The sequence below is a fragment of the Kocuria sp. cx-455 genome, from assembly GCF_057707085.1.
This window is the reverse complement of the sequence record NZ_JBYIPM010000006.1, coordinates 128476-147633: the sequence shown is the minus strand read 5'-3', so window position 1 is coordinate 147633 and position 19158 is coordinate 128476. Positions and strand designations below refer to the sequence as shown.

Genomic DNA, 19158 nt, shown 5'->3' with positions numbered 1-19158 from the left:
GGGGCGTGATTCGAAAAATTCTCATGCTGCTGGGCGTCATGTGCGTCCCCATTGCGTTGGCCCTGGCCAGTCAGTCTCTTGCGGCAACCGCGGAACCGCCGCAGTTGCCGCACGAGGTCGTCACCGTGCCGTTGAGCGGTTCTGACGAGCCGTCCGAACCGGCAGCATCAGCGTCCCCGGAAGTTTCCGTGCCCCACGTGGGTGAGATCCCGCAGCAGGTTCATCAGAACCCGCCCCCGATGCCGGTCCCCGGCAATGACGACATGGATGACGACTGGGACGGCGATGTCGATGACTAAGTCTCAATCCACCGGCCCGGGCCGGAATGCTGACGATCTTGAGGCGGATTGTGGCCGTGGTAGCCAACCGTCGAATCCGATCCATGCGGCGCACCCTGGTGGACCTGGATCTGCTCGCTCAAAGCGATAAACCCAACTTTATGCAACCGCAGTGCGTGAGCCTGAAACGGCTGACCGTGGTGATCTACGCTGACGCCGCCGAGAACCACCCCGGCCGGCTGTGGAACCTGGAATCAACCGCCAGCGGAAAAGCCTGGGCGGACCCGGCGCGCATCGCGGATGCCATGCATCAGATAGTGCGCAACGCGATGGATCACACCGAGCCGCAGGATCCCATTCGCGTGGGATCGACCCTGACCGATCAGGGAAACCCTGAGCCAAGTCAGGAGGCGGCCCTGGCCCGGGCCCGGCGGTTGGTGGGGCTGAAGGGCTATGTCACCAACATCCCCGCCACCGTGATGGGCGCCGGTGAGGTGATTGGTTCCTATCACGACCTGTGGCGAGTGGAGCAGTCCTTCCGGATGAGCAAGACCGATCTGGCCGCCCGTCCGATCTTCCATCACCGGCGCGAGGCGATCGAGGCGCACCTGACGATCGTGTTCACCGCCCTGGCGGTCTCCCGGCAGGTGCAAACTCGCACCCGGTTGGCCATCCGCAACGTCGTCAGGCAGCTGCGGCCACTGCGCTGCGCGACCATCGCGATCAACGGCACCACCGAAATCTTCGCTCCCGAGATTCCCGACCAGCAACAAGCCATCCTCGAGGCCCTCGGTGGACCGGAACTCACGCACTAACCACATGAGCCAACTCAGGCGCATCGCGGGTGCCATGCATCAGATGGCGCGCAACGCGGTGGACAACACCGAGCCGCAGGATCCCATTCGCGTGGGATCGACCCTGACCGATCAGGGAAACCCTGAGCATGTGGGTCACCAATCACGGTATTCCCCTTAACCAGGGGCGGGGCCGAGGCGCTGTTCGAGATGTATCGCACGCAGGCCAAGGGCTAGAACGAATCCGGCATGGGCTCGGCCTGGCCGGAACTCTAGGCAAGGGGTCTTGGGATGTCTACTCCATGAGAATTGATGCAATTGCATCAATTGCACCCAGGCCCATGTTTTGATTGGATGCCGCGGGGGATGGCGAGCGGCTTGTATGCAAGAGCCCCGATCGTGTCACTTCATTAGCATGGACACCGAAGGGAAGTCCGACGCAAATTGCCGTGGAAGCGGCGCAATGAACACATTCTCCGTGCGGGTGCGGGTGATCTTCCATGTGCCGTCGATCAAACGGAAGGCATTGTTGAGGCGGCTTGAACGCAACAGTCCAGTGCCGTCAGAGTAGAGCCAGGGTTGAATATGGATCCACTGTCCTTCCGCCGTGTATCCATCTGTCTGGATCTGTTCAGAGGTAAGATAGTGGGCATTGAGAAGGAGCGTGGGTTGCCGCTCGCTGTCCCAGAACCGTTGGAAGTGCTTGCGGATTTGCTCCTTACCCTCTGCTCGCCCGAACTGGTTATCGTAGTACTCGCCCACGCCCTCCCATACGGCATCATCAGCGTATAAGTCCACGATTGAATCGATCCGTTCAGCATCGCTGGTTACGCCGAACTCCGGGCAGGGTGTGTCACACAAGAACATGTATTTTGCCTGGAGCCGACGCACCTCAGCTTCGGCTTCCAGGATGCGCACTCTGCGCTCTAGATCCTTCATGAGGCGGTCATTGGCAGTCATGGATCATCGCTTCCAATTTTGCTAGGAGTGGGTGGGCGCCGGGCGACCCACAGGAGGGCCTATTGATGCGCCGGGTTTGCTAGTTTTCATTCTTAACTCGGCATCGGCCAGGGGGCAATAAGTATAATCTTTAGATGTTCCATTTCTAACACTGTGCTACTACTTTTGACTAAGTGGCAGGCTGGCTGTGACTCTCGTTCCTTGAGACTTCAAAGTTTCGAAAATAATCTGACCGCCGTGGCGCTCCATGATGTGCTCCGAAATTACTAGTCCGATTCCTGCGCCGTCACTTTTTTCGCTGAATATACCCGAAGCCAGTGACTTATTTGGGTCCCTTGTAATTCCCCGTCCGTGGTCGCGTATGACACACTGCGCGTATGATTCACAAATCTGTGTCATCACAGTAATAGATCGGTCCCTGCTTTCTGGCCTGCTCGCCTCTTCGACAGCGTTGAAACATAAATTGATAATCACTTGACCCACCAAGACACTTTCCGCCATGATTGGGATAGAATTTGGGCTTAGTGAGACATCGATGGTGACGTCCAACTCTCGCGCACGAAGGTTTACAAAGTAAAGACTTTCTGTAACCACTGCATTGAAATCCACTTCTGAGCTGGTGCTCTCGATTCGTTTCACGTAATTTCGCACGGAGGACACGATGGCCGAAGCGCGATCCAGTTGACGGTCGATCTGTTCCAGCGCGTAATGAAGCCTGTCTGGTGCCATCCCGTTGTCGAGGCGACCTCGCAATCCCGAGCTATAATTGCGAGCAGCGGAAATGGGTTGACCCAACTCGTGGGCGAGCATCATAGCCATGTCACCCATAGCATTGTATCTGCTAAGATACTGCAAATTTGCCTGCTGGTGGTCTCGCAAACGCTCCCATTCCACACGCTCTGTGTCATCTCTGAACACAAAAATCCTAGACGTCAATCCATCGTGGTGTATCGTCTCCACCTGGCCCCTGAACCATTTGGTGCTGGTTTCCTCAGCGGAGATCTTGACAGTGATCTGGAACGTTGACCCCGGTCCTACGATGGTTGTTTCCTGCATCAGTTCGGAAATGGCGGGTGTGACTTCCCCCAAATCTGACAGCGCCGTGTTCAATAGTTCCTCGCGTGGCCGACCAAGCAGATTGGCTGCCGCAAGAGAGATCCCCTCGATCGTGAAATTTTCGTCCAGGATCAGTGTCCCCGCGGACATGAGTGAAATCATGCGGTTGAGGGCGGTATTGGCAATATTTAGTTCTTCTTTGGTTTCGACCTCTTCAGTGATGTTCCTGAACTGAACCATCACCACTGGGCCGTCCTGAAAGTTCACATGAGTTGCGATGGCATCCGTGAGGAATTCCTGACCGGACTTGGCCATATATTTCCAGCGACGTCGGCTGCGGCCGTGGGTCACCGCCGATTGGAGCCAGGCAACTCCGACGGCGCGACGATATTCACGTTCCTGACTACTCATATGATGAGCTTTGAGTGGTTTTAATTCTTCTAAAGTGAAACCGAACATGGCGCACGCAGCAGGATTAGCCCAAAGAATATTCTTAGAACTTGCCTCATGAATTAATATTCCCGTCTCCGTGGCTTGAGTCATCTGTCTAAAGTCTCGAAGCGTGGGGAACATATTTTCTCCTAGTCATTCAAAATACGAGAAACCCCTCAGGCTATATTGCGCTGCGTAGGGGAATCCTTTAGAGGTGTGCGAGATTGTCCCAATACCATGAAGCGAGTCACATTCTTTAGCGTAAGTGTAAGCAGATTTGGTGCACGACTGCGAGCGTGCTGAAGTGAAGGATCGCGGGTATGTCAACAACGACCACATTGCCACGAGATGTTGCCGCCCCTGGGGGGGTCGAGCGTGAAGCAGCCTTCGAGGAAGTTCTGCGAGTCCTTGAAGAACGCCGGGATGAGTTCTCCGAGCATCGATATGTGCCCAAGGACTTCGTGACGCTACTCAAACGGGCCGGCATCTATCGTGCCTCCACTCCGGAGCAGTTCGGGGGGGAACCCATGAGTCCGCCTGAGTTTCTGGAGCGGATTGAGCGGATTTCCACGGTGGACCCATCCACCGGATGGGTCGCAAGTTTCGGTTCCTCGCTGGTCTATTTCTCAGCGTTGCCGATCGAGTCCCAACGTGCGATCTACGCCGGTGGGCCGGATATTTGCTATGCAGGCGGTCTCTTTCCGATGCAGGAAGCCGAGCGTGTGGATGGGGGCTACATCTGTACAGGTGTTTGGCAATTCGCGAGCGGTTGCCGCGGCGCTGATATTCTCGGCGTTGGATTGGTGGGCGGAGAGGAAACCCAGGGCAAGCCGCTCACAGCTCTCGTCGATCCAAATGATGTGGAGATCGTCGAGAACTGGAATGTGGCCGGAATGCGAGGGACAGGTTCCCACGCGATCAAAGTTAACGGTCTCTTCGTCCCGGAGTCACGCACGTTCGTGCGCGGTGGGGATTCCAATATTGATGAACCACTGAACCGTTACCCCGCTCTGGCCTACGCTGCGCAGGTGCTCTCTGTAGTGGCCTTGGGGGCAGCTCGCGGTGCGCTGGATTACTGCCATGAAGCGGGGGGTACTAAGACCAGTATCGTGGGCGGCGGAGCCAAAGCCCTACGCGCGTCCTATCAGGAATCCCTTGCACGGGCGGAAGCCAAATTGGGAGCCGCCAGAGCATTTTTCTACGAGGCAACCCGGGCAGTGTGGGCCCAGTCGCTGGTGGATCAGGATATCAGCAAACAGGACACGGCCAGGCTTCGGCTGGCTACCACGCACGCCGCTCATCAAGCTCGAGAGGTCATTCTGACCGCATTTGATCTTGCTGGCACTGGCGCGATCTACGAATCCCACCCCCTGCAGCGGTATCTCCAAGACGGATTGGTGCCAGCGCAGCACGCCATGCTGCAGACCAATACTTACGAGGCTGCTGGAGCCATCATGCTCGGCCTGGACGCCCCAATGCCCAGTTTTCCCTGATTCAGCACCCGCCCCAATTAATTCAACATTCCAGAAAGGTGAGACATGGAAACCAAGTCCCTGCGCGTTCTATTCTGCTTCGGCAATAACCAGAACTTCTTCGATTTACCAAGGGACGACATCGGTCCGGTGTGGGACGCTACTCAGGAGCTGCTGAGCCAGATTAAGAACCACCAAGGCGTTGATCTGATCGGAACTTTCGACGACGACTCTCACATGGTGGGTCCCTCTGGCGGGTGGCCGTGGACCTTCTATGTGCTTGCAGATGTCGATTCTCAGGCCAATGTTCAGAGTGTGTGTAATCTGCTGCGCACCATCATGGTGGGCGATTTCGCATTGTGGAAATACTTCAAGGTCGAAGCCAGAATCGGTCGCAAGTTGACCATTCGCGACGACGTGCAGATGTAGCCGGCAGGCCTGGTATATGAAGGGGCAGATTGACATGACAATGGAGAACACGATGACCGGGTCGAAGAACTATGCAGACCTGGTGCAAGAGGACCGCGTGGCCGGTCAGTTGTACACAGATCCTGAGATTTTCCAGGATGAGATGAAGAACATCTTCTACAACACCTGGGTTTGGGTGGCGCATGAAAGCGAGGTTCCGGAGAAGGGGTCGTTCAAGACCACGCAGGTGGGCGACCAGCCGGTGATCGTGACCCGTGATCGTCAGGGAAAGTTCAACACGTTACTCAACCGCTGCCGTCATCGCGGTGCCACCGTGTGCGATCAGCGCACTGGCAAGGCAAATGGCTTCACTTGTCCTTATCACAACTGGTCCTACACCCTGGACGGGCGGTTGCGAGGCATCCCGTACCCGGACGGCTACGAAGGCGTCGTGGAAAAAAAGGACTACCCGCTCCAGGCGCTGCGAACTGAGAGCTATTTGGGCATGATCTGGGCTACGTTCAATCAGGATGCGGAGCCGTTAGAAGACTTCCTAGGTGATGCCACGATCTGGATGGACAGATTTTTCAAGCAAAGCAATGGCTTCCCCACCAAGGTGCTGGGGATCCACAAATTCAGGTTCAAGGGCAATTGGAAGATCCAGTTGGAGAACACCACGGACGGTTACCACTTCCCAATGGTGCACAAGTCCTGGATGGCCTCTGTGGATGCGGAAACTGCCAGCATGATGTCCTTCATGGATGACCCCAAGGCAGAGACTCACGCACTGGGTAACGGCCACAGCGTCAGTATCATGGCTGCCGCCCATATGGACTTGGATGTGGACGACGGAACCGAGGAAATCCAGCCGCGTTTCCAGCATCTGGTGGATGAGCTCGAGGCTGCGGGCGAATCTCCCGAGCGGATCCGGCGCTACATGCGTTCCATGCATGGATGCGGCTTCAACCTCAACACCTTCCCCAACGTGGCGATGTCCTCCTCATTCTTCCGCGTGCTTATTCCGATCTCCGTTAACGAGACAGAAGTTTGGCACATGGCGATCGGTATGGACGGAGGCCCGGAGAGCATCAACCACGAGCGCTTGCGAATTCACGAGCACTTCCAGGGACCGTTCGGTTTTGGTAGCCCGGATGATGCTGAAGGGTGGGATCGGGTTCAGATCGGTGCTGGCGGTAACCCCAGCATGCCCATTCTGGTCAATCGAGGCGAGGCTCGTGAATACAAAACTCCCGAGGGCTGGGAAACCTCCCATGTCACGGACGAATCCGGTATGCGCGAGTCCTACAAGATGTGGAAGAGGATGATGAGCAATGACTGAGCCGTTCTTGGCCGACTACCGTGTACAACGTGCTATCGAGCTGGTTTGGCGCGAAGCAGCTTTGCTGGATTCCAAAGACTACGAGACCTGGGAGAAGCTGTACGCGGACGACGGGCTTTATGTGGTTCCTATAGACCCTACCGTCACGGACTTCTCGACATCGCTCAACATGATCTACGACGATCAGCGGATGCGGCACCTGCGCGTTGAACGAATGGTGCAAGGGTTCTCGCCCTCTGCGGTGGCCGCTGCGCGCACCGTGCGAGTCGTCTCACGATTCACGGTCGAGTCCGTCAGTGATGATTTGGTGGTGATCCATTCCGCTCAGATCTTGAGTGCCTTCAAGCGCCAAAGCTTCACGACAATGGGAGCGGAGCTGACGCACGAGATTGCGCTGTCACCTGACGGGGAACAGATCAAGGTGAAGGTTGCTCGCCTTAACGACAGCGAGGACGCGGTCAGCGCCTCGGGATTCCTTGTTTAGGGGGTGACATCACATGACTGACAACTTCTCACCGGGAACCGCGAAAGTGGCCATGGTCACCGGTGCAGCCGGTGGAATGGGTAGTTACATGGCTCATCGGCTGCACAAAGACGGATTTTCGGTGGTCCTTACGGACATCAACCAAGACGCTGTGACGGCCTTGGCTCGCGATATCTCCCCGGACGGTGCCACGGCTATTGGACTACAGCACGACGTCGCTCAGCGCGAGGATTTCGTCAGAGTTCTGGCGCAGACTCAGGAGTGTTGGAAGACCCCGGAGGTGTTGGTCAACAATGCGGCAGTGACGCAGGCCGCGGACCTCATGACATTGACCCAGAGTGATTTTGACCGGGTTCTCGACACCAATACGAACAGTATTTTCTTCGGGTGCCAGGTCGTAGGTGGAGCTATGGCTGAGACCGGGTACGGACGGATCATCAACATGGCGTCCTTGGCGGGGCAGAACGGCGGAACGGCGACTGGCGCTCACTATGCGGCGTCCAAGGGGGCCATTCTGACGATTACAAAAATCTTCGCCAAAGAATTTGCTTCCTCAGGCGTGACCGTCAATTCTATTTCCCCAGGCCCACATGATCTGCCGATAGTGCACACAACTGTTCCCGCTGATCGTCTCGAGGCAGTCGTGTCTGGGATCCCGGTTCAACGATTGGGAGAGCCCCAGTTCATCGCAGATACGGTGGCCCTGCTCGCATCGGAGAACGCTTATTTTGTCACCGGTGCCTGCTGGGACATCAATGGTGGACTATACGTCCGATGAACACTGAGGCGTTGGCTGAGCGATCATCACTCTCACGGCCAACGCCTCCGTCTAATTTCATGCATTCTTACTTTGAACGAGGTGTTATCACGTGCCCTTGATCACCGTCACGGTCGCTGAAATCATTCAGGAGTCGCCGCACGTCAAGTCTTTCCGGCTGGTGCGTCCGGATGGATCCCCCCTGGGTCGTTATTCTCCAGGCGCGCACATCGATGTGGTGGGGCCAACGTCAATTACGCGGCAGTATTCGTTATGCAGCACCCCGGATGCCGAGGATTCATTCTCGTTTGCAGTCAAGCGCGAGGAGAATTCTCGAGGGGGATCCTCATCACTGCACGAACTCCAGGTGGGAGACACACTTCAGATCAGCGAACCCCGAAATCTCTTGTCGATTGCCCCGGAAGCACAAGAGAATCTTCTGATAGCGGCTGGCATCGGGATCACTCCGATGCTGAGCATGGCCCGATATATGGATGTCCACGACATCCCGTTCGAGCTCCATTACTTTGCTCGTTGCGAGGAAGAGGCTGCGTTCCTGCCTTTGTTGATGGACCGTTGCCCCGAAAGGCTTCATGCACATCTGGGAGTCACACGAGACGAACAGGGCGACCTTCTTCGTGCGTCTTTTGTCAATAGTGCGGAGGGTGCCCATATCTACACGTGTGGCCCTGAGGGTTTCATGGACAAAGTGGTGGAGATCGCTCGGGAACACTTCCCGGAAGAATCCATTCACCTGGAGGCATTCCACCCCAAGGAGCAACCCGACGCCTCCCAAAACACCGAATTCGAGGTGGAGCTGGAAGGCGAAACCCACATAGTGCCAGCGGACCGGAGCATTGTTGACGTCTTACAAGAAAATGGAGCGGACGTGGACACCTCTTGCGAAGAGGGAATCTGCGGGACCTGCATCATGCAGGTTCTCTGTGGTAAACCCGATCATCGGGACAGCGTGCTGACAGCGTCGGAACGCGAAGGCGGCGAGTTGATAGCCGTCTGCGTATCGCGGAGTGCCACGCCCAAGCTGGTGTTGGACTACTACTGAGGCGCACCGGTGGCTGAGCTACTTGGAACGAACATCCAGCCCGGCCCTCAAGATGTCACGGACAAGAGTTGAGATGCTCTCAGATTCGGTTTTGTTCTTGATTCGGGCACGATGAACGTCAACAGTTTTGACGCTCATGCCCAATTTCCGGGCGATGTTCTGGCTTGGGTAGCCCTCGATGACGAAGGTAAGGATCTCACGCTCTCGCGGTGTCAATGTAGCCAGCCGGGTTGCGATTAGCTCCCTTTGCTGATGCTCCGCGAAGCGATGGCCGGCGGACTCCACCCCGGTCTGGACCGCTTCCAACAGGCGCTGGGGTTCGTATGGTTTCTCGATGAAGTCCTGAGCACCACCCTGCAGGGCGGCCACTGACATGCGGATGTCTCCGTGCGCGGACACGAAAATAATAGAGATGTACGGAGCAGTCTTATTGATGTGTTCCTGAAGTTTGGGCCCACTCATTTTGGGCATTCGGACATCGAGAATAATACATGCCGGCCGATCTCCATTGTACTGATTGATGAATTCGTCCGCACTCAAACACAAAGTTGGCACGATGTCGATACTCTCCAGCAGCCATTTGACTGATTCGCACATGCCGGGGTCATCATCGACAACATAAACCTTAGTTGCTTCAGTAGACTCTGCTGCGCTGGTCATGAAATAAGGTTCCTTTTATAATTCATCGAAAATATTTCTTGAAGATTTTCTTCGTGACTCAGACTTTTCGATAAAACTTCCCTAATCCTCATGCTTCCGGCCAATCCGCATCAGCAGTCCAGTAATTCATGCCGAGCACGCTGACCCGGTGCGTCCAAGACGAAGTTCGTTTGAGCTGGGGCTCCTCACGGCGCACTGATTCATCAGCCGCCTCGGGGCCATCAGCTTCTACCGTCCAGTGCACCCAATTGACTTCGCGTCCGAATTCGTCATGGACGAAAAGGTCAACATGATGCCATCCATAGTTGAACGTGTCTTCGTAGCACGTTAGGAACATCTTTTCATGATTGGTGGGACGTGGGTCTTTACGCATGATTACTCCTTGGAGATGTTAAGGGTTGTGGCAATTGGTTCCGCAGAAAAGTTTCCAGTTCCTGACCGAAGGCCAACAACGTGGACTCGCAGCCAGATAGGCCGATGAGCTGGATTCCCAGAGGCATGCCTAGCGTGTCGTTGGCGCCTGGAACAACGACAACGGGGAGTCCCAGCAATTGCCACGGTCGACTAAGAATGGGTGATCCTGTGGCATTGAGTCCGCTAGGGGCGGCTCCAGGTGCGGCCGGCCCCACGATGATCCCGGACGAGTTCAGAAGCTCGGCTATCTGAGTCTTGGTGCGCTCTGAACGGGTCAAAGCGGCGTCGTAGCTCCGCCTGCTAACGGCTTGTCCATGGCGGAGAATATCCGTGAGGGGTGCGCTTATAGATCCTTTGGGTAGCTCCAATAGCGAACCGCGGGATTGAGCGGCTTCGTAACTCATGACCGTGACATGATCCTCCGCCAACGTCCTCACATGATCATCGCGGTTCAGATCCCGACTCCTCAGTCCCCTGGAATCTGTGAAGCTCTTCACGTAGCTGAGGGTTTCGATCATGGTTTTGTCCAATGGATGCAAATCACTGCCCCACCAAAAATACGCCTCAGAGGGTAACGCCGGCGCGGGCGCCATTGGCTCCATGGCGCGATATACGTACGACATGTCCTCCAAGGTGCGTGTGAGGAGTCCTAAGGAGTCCAATGAATGGCTTAGGCCTGTAATGCCGGTCAAGTTCATGCTGCCGTGCGCCAGAACCATTCCGGCTGCACCGCAGTACGAAGCGGGACGGGTGAGGGACCCTGCAGTCTGGGTTCCCAGCGCCAGCGCAATGCTTCCAGCGCCTACGGCCGCCGCGGATCCGCTGGATGAGCCGCCGGGCGTGTGGGCCGCGTCGTACGGATTCGTGGTAGGTCCTGGACTGAAATAGCCAAATTCGGTGGTAACCGTTTTGCCCTGTACGACCGCACCGAGCGAGCGAAATAACTGGACGCAAGCGGCATCGTCGGGGGCGGGTGCAGAATGGGTGATGGTTGAACCGCACAGGGTAGGAAGCCCGCGGACGTCGATAAGGTCCTTCACGCCAATAGACAGTCCTTGCAGGGGGGCCGGCGCCGAGTTGCGGACATTGAGGTCCTTCGGGTCGACCAGACTCACCCATGCGCGCAAATCGTGCTCAGAGCTGTCGATTAGCTCACGGGTATCCAACGCGAGCTCTCGTGCGGTCACGTCTCCGGAGGTGACCAGTCGGACCTGCTCGCGGATGGGGAGACTCGTCAGGTGCGTGTTCACAGTATTTCAATCCCTCGGCGCTGCCCGGTGGTTGCTTCTCAATGACTGGCGCGGCCCATGTGCCGCGCCTCACTATTGTCGCAAGCATGGGCACTTTCCGACAGTAAAGGTTTCCCTCCTGGCGGCTTAGGGATCTGACGCATAACTTCATGTGCCATGAGGGCAGGGGGCCATTTCTGGTCCCGTGAATTATTGAAAAAGGTGAGTGTCCCGTGTCGAATTCAACCAAAGTTGCCTCCGCGCCTGTCCGTTCAGGGCCGCATAGCAAGCGAGGGCTTTTTAACATAAGCCGGAAAGCATGGCTTGTGACCATTTTACTGATCCTATTTCAAATCATCGCTTTCGCCGATAAGGCGGTTTTGGGGCTCGTTGCTCCTTCGGCTATACCAGAATTAGGTATTTCGGCAGTCCAATTTGGATTTATTGGAAGCGCGTTCTTCTTCTTGTACGCCATTTCTTCCGTTATTGCAGGCATCCTCGCCTCCCGATTTTCGATCAAATGGATCATTTTCACCATGGGCGTTCTGTGGGCCGTGGTGCAATTTCCCATGCTTCTGGGTGGTGGGGCAGCGGTTCTGTTGCTGACGCGAATTGTACTGGGAGCTGGCGAAGGACCCGCCACCGCCATGTCACTGACGTCAGTCCACGGCTGGTTCTCCCCAAAGCAACGAGCGTTGCCTTCGAACCTGGTAGCTGTCGGCTCCACCCTGGGCCCCGTCATCGCGGCGCCGCTGCTCACGCTGGTGATTGTGCAATTTGGCTGGCGCTGGGCCTTTGGTGCGTTGGGGATTATCGGGCTCATCTGGGTGCTGGCATGGTTTGTATTGGCGAGTGACGGTCCATTCGCCGGCCATGGCAAGAAATCCGAGGCCCTGGCGGACTCCGAGTCGGAGCGTGCGGATGCCGTCGTGGAAAACTCGAACGGTGCCGAGTTGCGCACGGACGATGTGGATGATCAGGCTCAGATTTCTGTTTGGCGGGCCTTGTTTAGTCTCATGTTCTTGGCTGCAGTCCTGGGAGGAGCGTCGAACTTCTTTGTTCAAGGATTCTTGACCACCTGGCTGCCGCAGTACCTTGCGGGAGTGGTTGGTCTGACTTTGCCCCAAGTGGGGATTGTCACTACATTCCCCTGGATCTTCGGCGCGCTGGTGCTGCTGCTCCTCGGATTCATCGGGCACCGTTTGATGAAGCGTGGAATCAATGCTCACCGTGCTATTGCCATTCCATTCGGATTGTCCACTGGGATTGCGGGCATTGCGTTCCTCGCTGTTCAAAGTGCGCCAGGTAAGGGCGCCGTAGCGCTGTTGACAGTTGCAGCAGGCTGCAGCCTGGTATACCCCATGGCGGCCTCCGCCGTGGCTTTTGCGGTGGGGGCTCGGCAGCGTCCAATCCTGATGGCCACCTTGGGTGGCGTTGCCTCTATGGGCGCTATTGTTTCCCCCACACTTGTGGGTTGGCTGATGACCCAGGCCGGGTACAAGGCACCCGCTAAAGGTCAGCCGATCCCAGAGGGAATGGTGGAGGCCATGGCCATGGGAATGCACCAGGCATTCACAGTCACCGGAATCTTCCTCTTAGTGGGCGGTCTGGCATGCATTTTATTCCTGCGGCCTGAGCGTCTGGGAAAAAAATTGCAAGCACTCAATGTTGGTGCCTAACCGGGTGCGTATTCGGAAAAGGAACGGAGAAGTAGATGTCTGTTTCCGCAGATCGATCGATTGACCCCTCGTTATTCAGGGAGGTAATGGGGCATTACCCCACCGGGGTTGCACTGATCACAGGGGTGGCTCCGGACGGAGAGCTCCTCGCACTGGTGGTCGGAACCTTCAGTTCTGTCTCCTTGGAGCCACCGTTGGTCTCGTTCATGCCCATGAAGTCATCCCGCACATTTGACAAACTGAGGGAGTGCGAGTCCCTGTGCATCAATATCCTGGGTGAGGAACAAGAGGACCTGGTGAGCACCATTGCTAGGCGATGGGAGCAGAAGTTTGACGGCATTGAATGGAGCCCTTCCGCTGCCGGTAACCCTATTTTGAGCGAGTCCGTGGCCTGGATCGACGTCACCATTGAGAACGTGGTCGAAGCTGGCGACCACTGGATTGTCCTGTGCGCGGTTCACGATTTGGCCGTGGAGAACCCAGCGTCACCTTTGCTCTTCTTCCAGGGCGGCTACGGTGGATTCTTGAGTACGACGCTTGTGGCCCGTGCGGATCAAGAGCTTTCGACCTCGGTAGCCAATGTGCAAGGTGTCAGCGGCATTATCGAAGGTCTCGCGCGAGGGATCGGCTGTGAAGTTAGTTTGTTCACAGCCATCAGTCGTGATGAATTCGCGCAGGTGCTCTCCGCCGTTGCACCCGGAATCGACCGCACGCTGAGTCTGGGGCACCGGCTGCCCATCGTTCCGCCTATCGGGGACACCTACGTGTTCGCTAAATCCATTACCGAGCAGGAGAGATGGATCAGTAAGGCGCGGGGGGCGACGGAGGAGGACAAACAAATTTTTCGTGAGCGGCTCGAATTCGTGCGAGATAACGGGCATCTTCTGTCGTTCCTCCCCGACGAGGGTTCGCAGGCCTACGATGAGATGACTCAAGCCACCCGGCGTTACGCGTCTAGCCGAATGACTCCCGCAGAGGAACGAGTAGTTAGGGAAGCCATCTTCAAGTCCTCTGTGGATTACGGGATTCGAACATTAGACCCGGAAGAGGTATACCGCATCGGTTCTATGGTATTTCCTGTGCGAAGTGCAGACGGAGAATTCGACCACACACTGCGGCTATCCCAATTTCCTGGGGTGAGGTTCGGGCACGAGGTCAACCATTGGGTTCAGCGGGCAAGGTCGGCCATTCAACTCATGGAAAGTGTTCTGGTGAAACCGTGATGCGCTCTCAGTAAGTACCGAGTGGGGCTTCGAGCCCTCGGAATGTTGTGGGGCGCTGCCGTGTTGTTGTCTACGGAAAGTATCCGGGCGGGCTATTTGCCGTGACCCGGCGAAGACTGTGGAAGGACACGGATGACTACTCTTTTCGACCCGCTGACAGTGGGCCAGTACGAACTGAACAACCGGGTGGTGATGGCACCGCTCACCCGTATGCGGGCAGATGCGGACGGCGTGCCCACGGACATCATGGTGGAGCACTACGCGCAGCGTGCATCGGCCGGCCTGGTCGTTGCCGAGGGCACGTTCCCCACCCTGGTCAGCCGCGGCTACGTGAACGAGCCCGGCCTGGCCACGGCTGAGCAGGCTGCCGGTTGGGGCCGGGTGGCAGAGGCCGTGCACGAGCGCGGTGGACTGTTCTTCATTCAAATCATGCATGCCGGACGTCTGGTCCACCCCGCGTTGACCGGCGGGCAGCAGGGTGAAGCTCCCAGTGCGATCGCTCCGGGTCAGCCGATTCACATCCCGGGGGGCAAGGCCGATACCCCGGAGCCGCGTGCCCTGGAGCTGGAGGACCTGCCGCGCGTGCGCGATGAGTTCGTGGCCGCCGCCCGCCGCGCCGTGGATGCCGGTGTTGACGGTGTGGAACTACACAGTGCCAACGGCTACCTGCTGCAGCAGTTTCTCACGCCCGCATCCAACCAGCGCACCGACGAATACGGTGGCTCCCCGGAGAACCGTGCGCGCTTCGTGATCGAGGCGACGCGCGCAGTGGCCGAGGAAATCGGCGCCGATCGCGTGGGCATCCGGATCTCCCCGCAGCACAACGTGCAGGGCGCTGTCGAGGCTGATCACCAGGACGCCGTGGCCACCTACGAGTCCCTGGTCGACGGCACCAAGGACCTGGGTCTGGCGTATCTGTCCATGTTGTACAAGGACATCGACAGCCCGTTCGTCCAGGATCTGCGCACCCGCTTCGGCGGTCCGTTCATGCTCAACAGCGGGTTCAGCGAGCACACGGACCTTGAAGAGGCGGAGCACATCGTGCAGGACAACATCGCCGACGCCGTGGTGGTGGGCCGTGCGCTCATCGCCAACCCGGACCTGGTGGAGCGCTGGCGCGAGGGCTTGGAGCTCAACGAGCCGAACAGCAAGACCTTCTACGGCGGTGACCACCGGGGTTACACGGACTACCCGTTCGCGACGGTCGCGGTGCAGTAGGTTCCCGTCTCCAAGGGCGCACGTGGTGGGCCGTTGGAGCCGCCACCTACACCTCAGGGGCCGGCGGAACCCTTTTCCCAGGAGGGGAGGGTTCCACCGGCCCCTGAGGTGTGTCCGGGGGTTTTAGCGCGGCATGAGATGCGGCCTACTTTTCACCCAGCAGCATCCGGGCGCCTTTCTCTCCGATCATCGCGGACGGTGCGTTCGTGTTGCCCGTGGTCACGAACGGCATGATGGAAGCATCGATCACGCGGAGGCCCTCCACGCCGCGGACCTTGAGGGTTGCCGGATCCACGACTGCCATCGCGTCGGTGCCCATCTTGCAAGTGCCGACTTGGTGGTGGTAGGTCGTCACCGCTCGGTCCATGTAGGCGTTTTCTTCATCCTCGGTGGTGAGGTCGGATTCGGGGTAAATCTCTCGGGCGCCCCAGTCCTCGGCCAGGGGCGCGGCCTTGACCATCTCTCGGGCCTGACGGAACGAGGCTCGCAGGGATTCCCGGTCCCGCGGATCCGCGAAGATTTGTGGATCGTATTCGGCGGGATCCGTGCTGCTGGGTCCCGTGAGGCGGATGGTTCCGCGCGAGTATGGCCGGACCAGCCCGCTGTGCAGTGTGAAGGCATTGGCGGGCCCGGTCATGTTGTCGTCGTACATGGGCACGCAGAAGTGGATGGGTTGGGTGTCGGGTCGATCCTGCTCAGGGCCCGAGCGCCAGAACAGGTGAGTCTGCGATACCGACTGCTCATCCACCTGATGATCAATGGTCCGCGCGGTGGCCTCCGCAATTACGGGCAGCAGCAAATGGTCATGCAGGTTCTCTCCCACGCCCGGGAGGTCCACGACGGGTTCAATACCCACATCCCGCAGGTGGTCGGCCGGGCCGATTCCCGAACGCATCAGAATTTTGGGGCTGTCCAGTGCGCCGGCGCACAGGATGACCTGATCCGCGCGGATTACTTCACCGGATCCATCAGCCGTGGCCGCGGGGTCCTCCGATTCCACGCCCTCGACCTCGCGGTTGTCGCCGGCATGTAGTTCAACGCCCACCACTTCGCCGTCCTCGATCAGTAACTTCTCCACGATTGCGCCCGTGCGCACTGTGATCTGTCCGCTCTCGACCAGCGGCTTCACGTATGACGTGTACGTGGTGCAGCGTTTTCCACCCCGAATGGTCAGCTGCTCGTAAGAAATTCCTTCCTGCTGGCCCCCGTTGTAATCGGGATTGAACTCCACACCCACGGCCTCCGCCGCGGCAATGATCGACTCGAAGATCGGGCTGCGCTCGTAGTCACCCACCACGGGAATTGCGCCGTCCCCGCCGCGCGGGCTGAGATTTTCGGGCGACCCGGCGCCGCCGTACTTTTCCAGGGCCTCGAAAACGGGGCCGACGTCGCTCCACGACCATCCGTCGCAACCCGCGGCGGCCCAGTCGTCGTAGTCGAGCGGGTTGCCGCGAACCCAGATGGACGCGTTCAAAGCGTGCGAGCCGCCCAGGACGCGGCCCCGTGGCCAGTGGATGACCCGGCCGGAGGCGTGTTCTTGCGCAACGGTGAAGTAATCCCAGTCCTCGGCGCTGTGCCAGAGCTCGCCCAGGCGGGGGAGTTCGGCAATGGCGGGGTTGGTGTCCTGTCCACCCGCTTCCAGAAGAGTCACGGTGTGGCCGGCCGCGGCCAATCGCCCCGCGACGATGGATCCTGCTGTTCCTGCGCCAATCACCACGGTGTGCTGGTCGGAGGTGTTCGAATTCGTGTGTGCCATGAGGACACTATGCGCCCAAATGTGAGCCGCGTCTCGTTGGAGGGCGCATACGTGTTGGCGATCCGTGCAGAGCTACTGCTGCACGCCATGGGAACCGCTTCTGACTCCTGAGGGGTCACTGGAACCTCTTTCTCAGGCGGGAAAGGTCCTAAGGAACCCTGATGTGTGGACGCGGGCTCTACTCAGCCACCACATGCTTCACCACACGGAACTCCTGCATCACCACCGCAGTGCTGTCATCAAGCTGCCCGGCGGGAGAGTCGGCCGCCCAAAGCTCCTCATGCTCCCGGCGCCATTCGGCCAAGGTGGCGTGGGGGGTCGCCCGCGCCCCACATGGTGCGTCGTGAGAACCGCAATCGACATCTCAGGTGCCATAAAAACCCTCCAACTCGATGGAAAGGGTCATAACGGCACATCACGTGAGAACACGGGTTCCACCGGCACCCAGGCACTCGACCCAGCGGTCCCTCCGTGCTCAACCCCACCGCCCGCACCGGATCACCGATCCACGAGTACCATTTGAATCGAACTTAGAGGGATCGGTCCGCACGTGTGGTCGGGTGTGCGGCGGTTTGATGTACCCGGAGGTTCCCTTGCCCAGCTCGACCACCCCGCAGGCGCAGACGCCACTCTCAGCACAGGATTCGCTCGCCGCCGCGGGCGGCTGGCCGTTCCTGATCACGGCATTCATCGGCCGCCTACCCGCGGCCACCCTGCAACTCGGGATTCTGTTGTACGTCAGCGGTTCGGGACTGAGTCTTGGCCTGGCCGGCATCACGGTGGCAGCCGTGGGCCTTGGTTCGGCAGTCGGCGCCCCGCTGGTCGGCAGGTTCGTTGATCATTTCGGGCCGCTGCCCGTGGTCGTCAGCGCCACTGTCATCCAGTTGCTGAGCCTCCTGGCCCTGCTGCTGACGGTCATCAACCACGGGCCCACCACGCTCATCCTCGTGTGCGCTGCCCTGGTCGGTTCCGCGAACCCGCAAGTGGGCGCCATCGCAAGGGCGCACTGGTCGGGCTTGGCACGGCGTCGTCGGCAACCGCGACTGATCAGCCGCGCGCTGGGCTACGAAACTGCCTGCGACGAAACCAGCTTCATCCTGGGCCCCGTGGTTGCCGGCCTGCTGGTCGGGTTGCTCGGCCCCAATCCCGCCCTGCTCACCCTCATGGCGTGGGTGCTCGTGGGCCAGGGTGCGTTCATCGTGTACCTGGTGCGCCACCGCACCGAGCACGGAGCGGCCATGGTCGAGGACACCGCGGCCGGCGGCATCGGCGGGATTTCGATCGCCAAAGCGGTGCCGCCCATGATCGTCTGCCTGTGCGTGGGCACCGTGTTCGGCTCGACCCAGACCGCACTGACCGCCGTCAGCGCGCTGCGCGGCACCGAGGCCTATACCGGCGTCATTTACGGCTTCATGGGTGCGGGCAGCGCGGTCGCGAGCATTCTGGTTTCCCGCCTGCCCGAGCGCTTCCCCTTGTCCCTGCGGGTGGCGATCGGTGCGTCGATCATTGCTGTGGCCTGCGCGGGCCTGCTCTCCCTGCCGAGCGCCCCGCTGTTTGCCGGTCTGTTCGCAATCATGGGCGTGGGCGTGGGCACCATGCTGGTCAGCTCGTTCGGTCGCGGCGAGCGGATTGCGCCGTCGCACCGCATTGCCTCGGTGATGACCATGCTCACCACGTGCCTGGTCCTGGGCGTCTCACTGGGCGCCGCGCTGGGCGGTGTCCTGTCCGTGCAGCCCGGGCGCGGGTTCTTGCTCACGATGGCTGCCGCCGTGGTCGCCCTCTTTGCCTCCATCGCCCTGCACGTCACCAAGCCCGGGCGGCCCGCCACGCACCAGGGGTGACGACGCCGCCCGGGCCGGGTTGTTTTCGCAAGATCACGATCGTTGATTCGTTGTTGCGTGAGTTGGCCATCCGCCGGCTCTGACCAGCGTGAATA

At 58.9% G+C, this 19158-nt stretch carries 18 protein-coding genes and 1 pseudogene; 13 read left to right on the top strand and 6 right to left on the bottom strand.

Features of this window, described 5'->3' with window-relative positions; all coding sequences use genetic code 11:
* Positions 1-5 precede the first annotated feature (5 nt).
* The 3 genes and pseudogenes from AC3ENJ_RS10415 (at position 6) to AC3ENJ_RS10405 (ending at position 1253) form a co-directional block, all read left to right on the top strand.
* Positions 6-299 (top strand): hypothetical protein, encoded by a 294-nt coding sequence (locus AC3ENJ_RS10415; RefSeq protein ID WP_431813985.1) that lies wholly within the window; start codon positions 6-8, stop codon positions 297-299.
* Positions 300-685: 386 nt separating this feature from the next.
* Positions 686-1093, top strand: a pseudogene (locus tag AC3ENJ_RS10410) (IS1634 family transposase); the annotation flags it as partial.
* Between the two features lie 4 nt (positions 1094-1097).
* Complete coding sequence (locus AC3ENJ_RS10405) at positions 1098-1253, top strand: hypothetical protein (RefSeq protein WP_431813984.1); 156 nt, start codon at positions 1098-1100, stop codon at positions 1251-1253.
* Positions 1254-1474: 221 nt separating this feature from the next.
* On the opposite strand, the gene AC3ENJ_RS10400 is transcribed toward AC3ENJ_RS10405, so the two are convergent.
* Together AC3ENJ_RS10400 and AC3ENJ_RS10395 are read right to left on the bottom strand one after the other, a co-directional pair.
* Positions 1475-2032: a nuclear transport factor 2 family protein gene (locus AC3ENJ_RS10400; RefSeq protein WP_431813983.1), complete on the bottom strand. Its 558-nt coding sequence runs from the start codon at positions 2030-2032 to the stop codon at positions 1475-1477.
* Between the two features lie 159 nt (positions 2033-2191).
* Positions 2192-3661: an ATP-binding protein gene (locus AC3ENJ_RS10395; protein WP_431813982.1), complete on the bottom strand. Its 1470-nt coding sequence runs from the start codon at positions 3659-3661 to the stop codon at positions 2192-2194.
* Positions 3662-3840: 179 nt separating this feature from the next.
* Here AC3ENJ_RS10395 and AC3ENJ_RS10390 point away from each other — a divergent pair, with 179 nt between their 5' ends.
* The 6 genes from AC3ENJ_RS10390 to AC3ENJ_RS10365 all read left to right on the top strand — a co-directional run bounded on the left by AC3ENJ_RS10390 (position 3841) and on the right by AC3ENJ_RS10365 (position 9043).
* The gene (locus tag AC3ENJ_RS10390) at positions 3841-5013 is read left to right on the top strand and encodes an acyl-CoA dehydrogenase family protein (protein WP_431813981.1); all 1173 of its coding nucleotides are present in this window, start codon (positions 3841-3843) and stop codon (positions 5011-5013) included.
* 45 nt (positions 5014-5058) lie between these two features.
* A complete protein-coding gene (locus AC3ENJ_RS10385; protein ID WP_431813980.1) occupies positions 5059-5421 on the top strand; it encodes a hypothetical protein in 363 nt (120 codons plus the stop codon).
* A 34-nt stretch (positions 5422-5455) separates the two neighbouring features.
* Positions 5456-6739 carry an aromatic ring-hydroxylating oxygenase subunit alpha gene (locus AC3ENJ_RS10380; protein WP_431813979.1) on the top strand — a complete coding sequence of 428 codons (1284 nt, stop codon included), beginning with the start codon at positions 5456-5458 and terminating at the stop codon, positions 6737-6739.
* Complete coding sequence (locus AC3ENJ_RS10375) at positions 6732-7223, top strand: aromatic-ring-hydroxylating dioxygenase subunit beta (RefSeq protein WP_431813978.1); 492 nt, start codon at positions 6732-6734, stop codon at positions 7221-7223. The genes AC3ENJ_RS10380 and AC3ENJ_RS10375 overlap by 8 nt, the downstream gene beginning before the upstream one ends.
* Before the next feature lie 13 nt (positions 7224-7236).
* Positions 7237-8001, top strand: a complete 765-nt coding sequence (locus AC3ENJ_RS10370) for an SDR family NAD(P)-dependent oxidoreductase (RefSeq protein WP_431813977.1) — start codon at positions 7237-7239, stop codon at positions 7999-8001.
* Positions 8002-8092: 91 nt separating this feature from the next.
* Positions 8093-9043, top strand: coding sequence for a PDR/VanB family oxidoreductase (locus AC3ENJ_RS10365; protein WP_431813976.1), 951 nt, complete (start codon positions 8093-8095; stop codon positions 9041-9043).
* A gap of 18 nt (positions 9044-9061) precedes the next feature.
* On the opposite strand, the gene AC3ENJ_RS10360 is transcribed toward AC3ENJ_RS10365, so the two are convergent.
* From AC3ENJ_RS10360 to AC3ENJ_RS10350, 3 genes are all read right to left on the bottom strand, one after another.
* On the bottom strand, positions 9062-9703 hold the full coding sequence (locus AC3ENJ_RS10360) for a response regulator transcription factor (RefSeq protein ID WP_431813975.1): 642 nt from the start codon (positions 9701-9703) through the stop codon (positions 9062-9064).
* A gap of 88 nt (positions 9704-9791) precedes the next feature.
* Positions 9792-10076, bottom strand: coding sequence for a hypothetical protein (locus AC3ENJ_RS10355; protein ID WP_431813974.1), 285 nt, complete (start codon positions 10074-10076; stop codon positions 9792-9794).
* Complete coding sequence (locus AC3ENJ_RS10350) at positions 10069-11367, bottom strand: amidase family protein (RefSeq protein WP_431813973.1); 1299 nt, start codon at positions 11365-11367, stop codon at positions 10069-10071. Before AC3ENJ_RS10350 ends, AC3ENJ_RS10355 begins: the two co-directional genes overlap by 8 nt.
* 305 nt (positions 11368-11672) lie before the next feature.
* Between AC3ENJ_RS10350 and AC3ENJ_RS10345 the strand changes: the two genes are divergently transcribed.
* The 3 genes from AC3ENJ_RS10345 to AC3ENJ_RS10335 all read left to right on the top strand — a co-directional run bounded on the left by AC3ENJ_RS10345 (position 11673) and on the right by AC3ENJ_RS10335 (position 15466).
* Complete coding sequence (locus tag AC3ENJ_RS10345; RefSeq protein WP_431813972.1) at positions 11673-13025, top strand: MFS transporter; 1353 nt, start codon at positions 11673-11675, stop codon at positions 13023-13025.
* Between the two features lie 35 nt (positions 13026-13060).
* Positions 13061-14248 carry a flavin reductase family protein gene (locus tag AC3ENJ_RS10340; protein ID WP_431813971.1) on the top strand — a complete coding sequence of 396 codons (1188 nt, stop codon included), beginning with the start codon at positions 13061-13063 and terminating at the stop codon, positions 14246-14248.
* 132 nt (positions 14249-14380) lie between these two features.
* Positions 14381-15466 carry an alkene reductase gene (locus AC3ENJ_RS10335; RefSeq protein WP_431813970.1) on the top strand — a complete coding sequence of 362 codons (1086 nt, stop codon included), beginning with the start codon at positions 14381-14383 and terminating at the stop codon, positions 15464-15466.
* A gap of 145 nt (positions 15467-15611) precedes the next feature.
* Here the strand turns inward: AC3ENJ_RS10335 and AC3ENJ_RS10330 are convergent, their stop codons facing one another.
* On the bottom strand, positions 15612-17222 hold the full coding sequence (locus AC3ENJ_RS10330) for a GMC family oxidoreductase (protein WP_431813969.1): 1611 nt from the start codon (positions 17220-17222) through the stop codon (positions 15612-15614).
* 593 nt (positions 17223-17815) lie between these two features.
* On the opposite strand from AC3ENJ_RS10330, the gene AC3ENJ_RS10325 reads away from it, so the two are divergent.
* Positions 17816-19063 (top strand): MFS transporter, encoded by a 1248-nt coding sequence (locus AC3ENJ_RS10325; RefSeq protein WP_431813968.1) that lies wholly within the window; start codon positions 17816-17818, stop codon positions 19061-19063.
* The last annotated feature ends 95 nt before the right edge of the window (positions 19064-19158 follow it).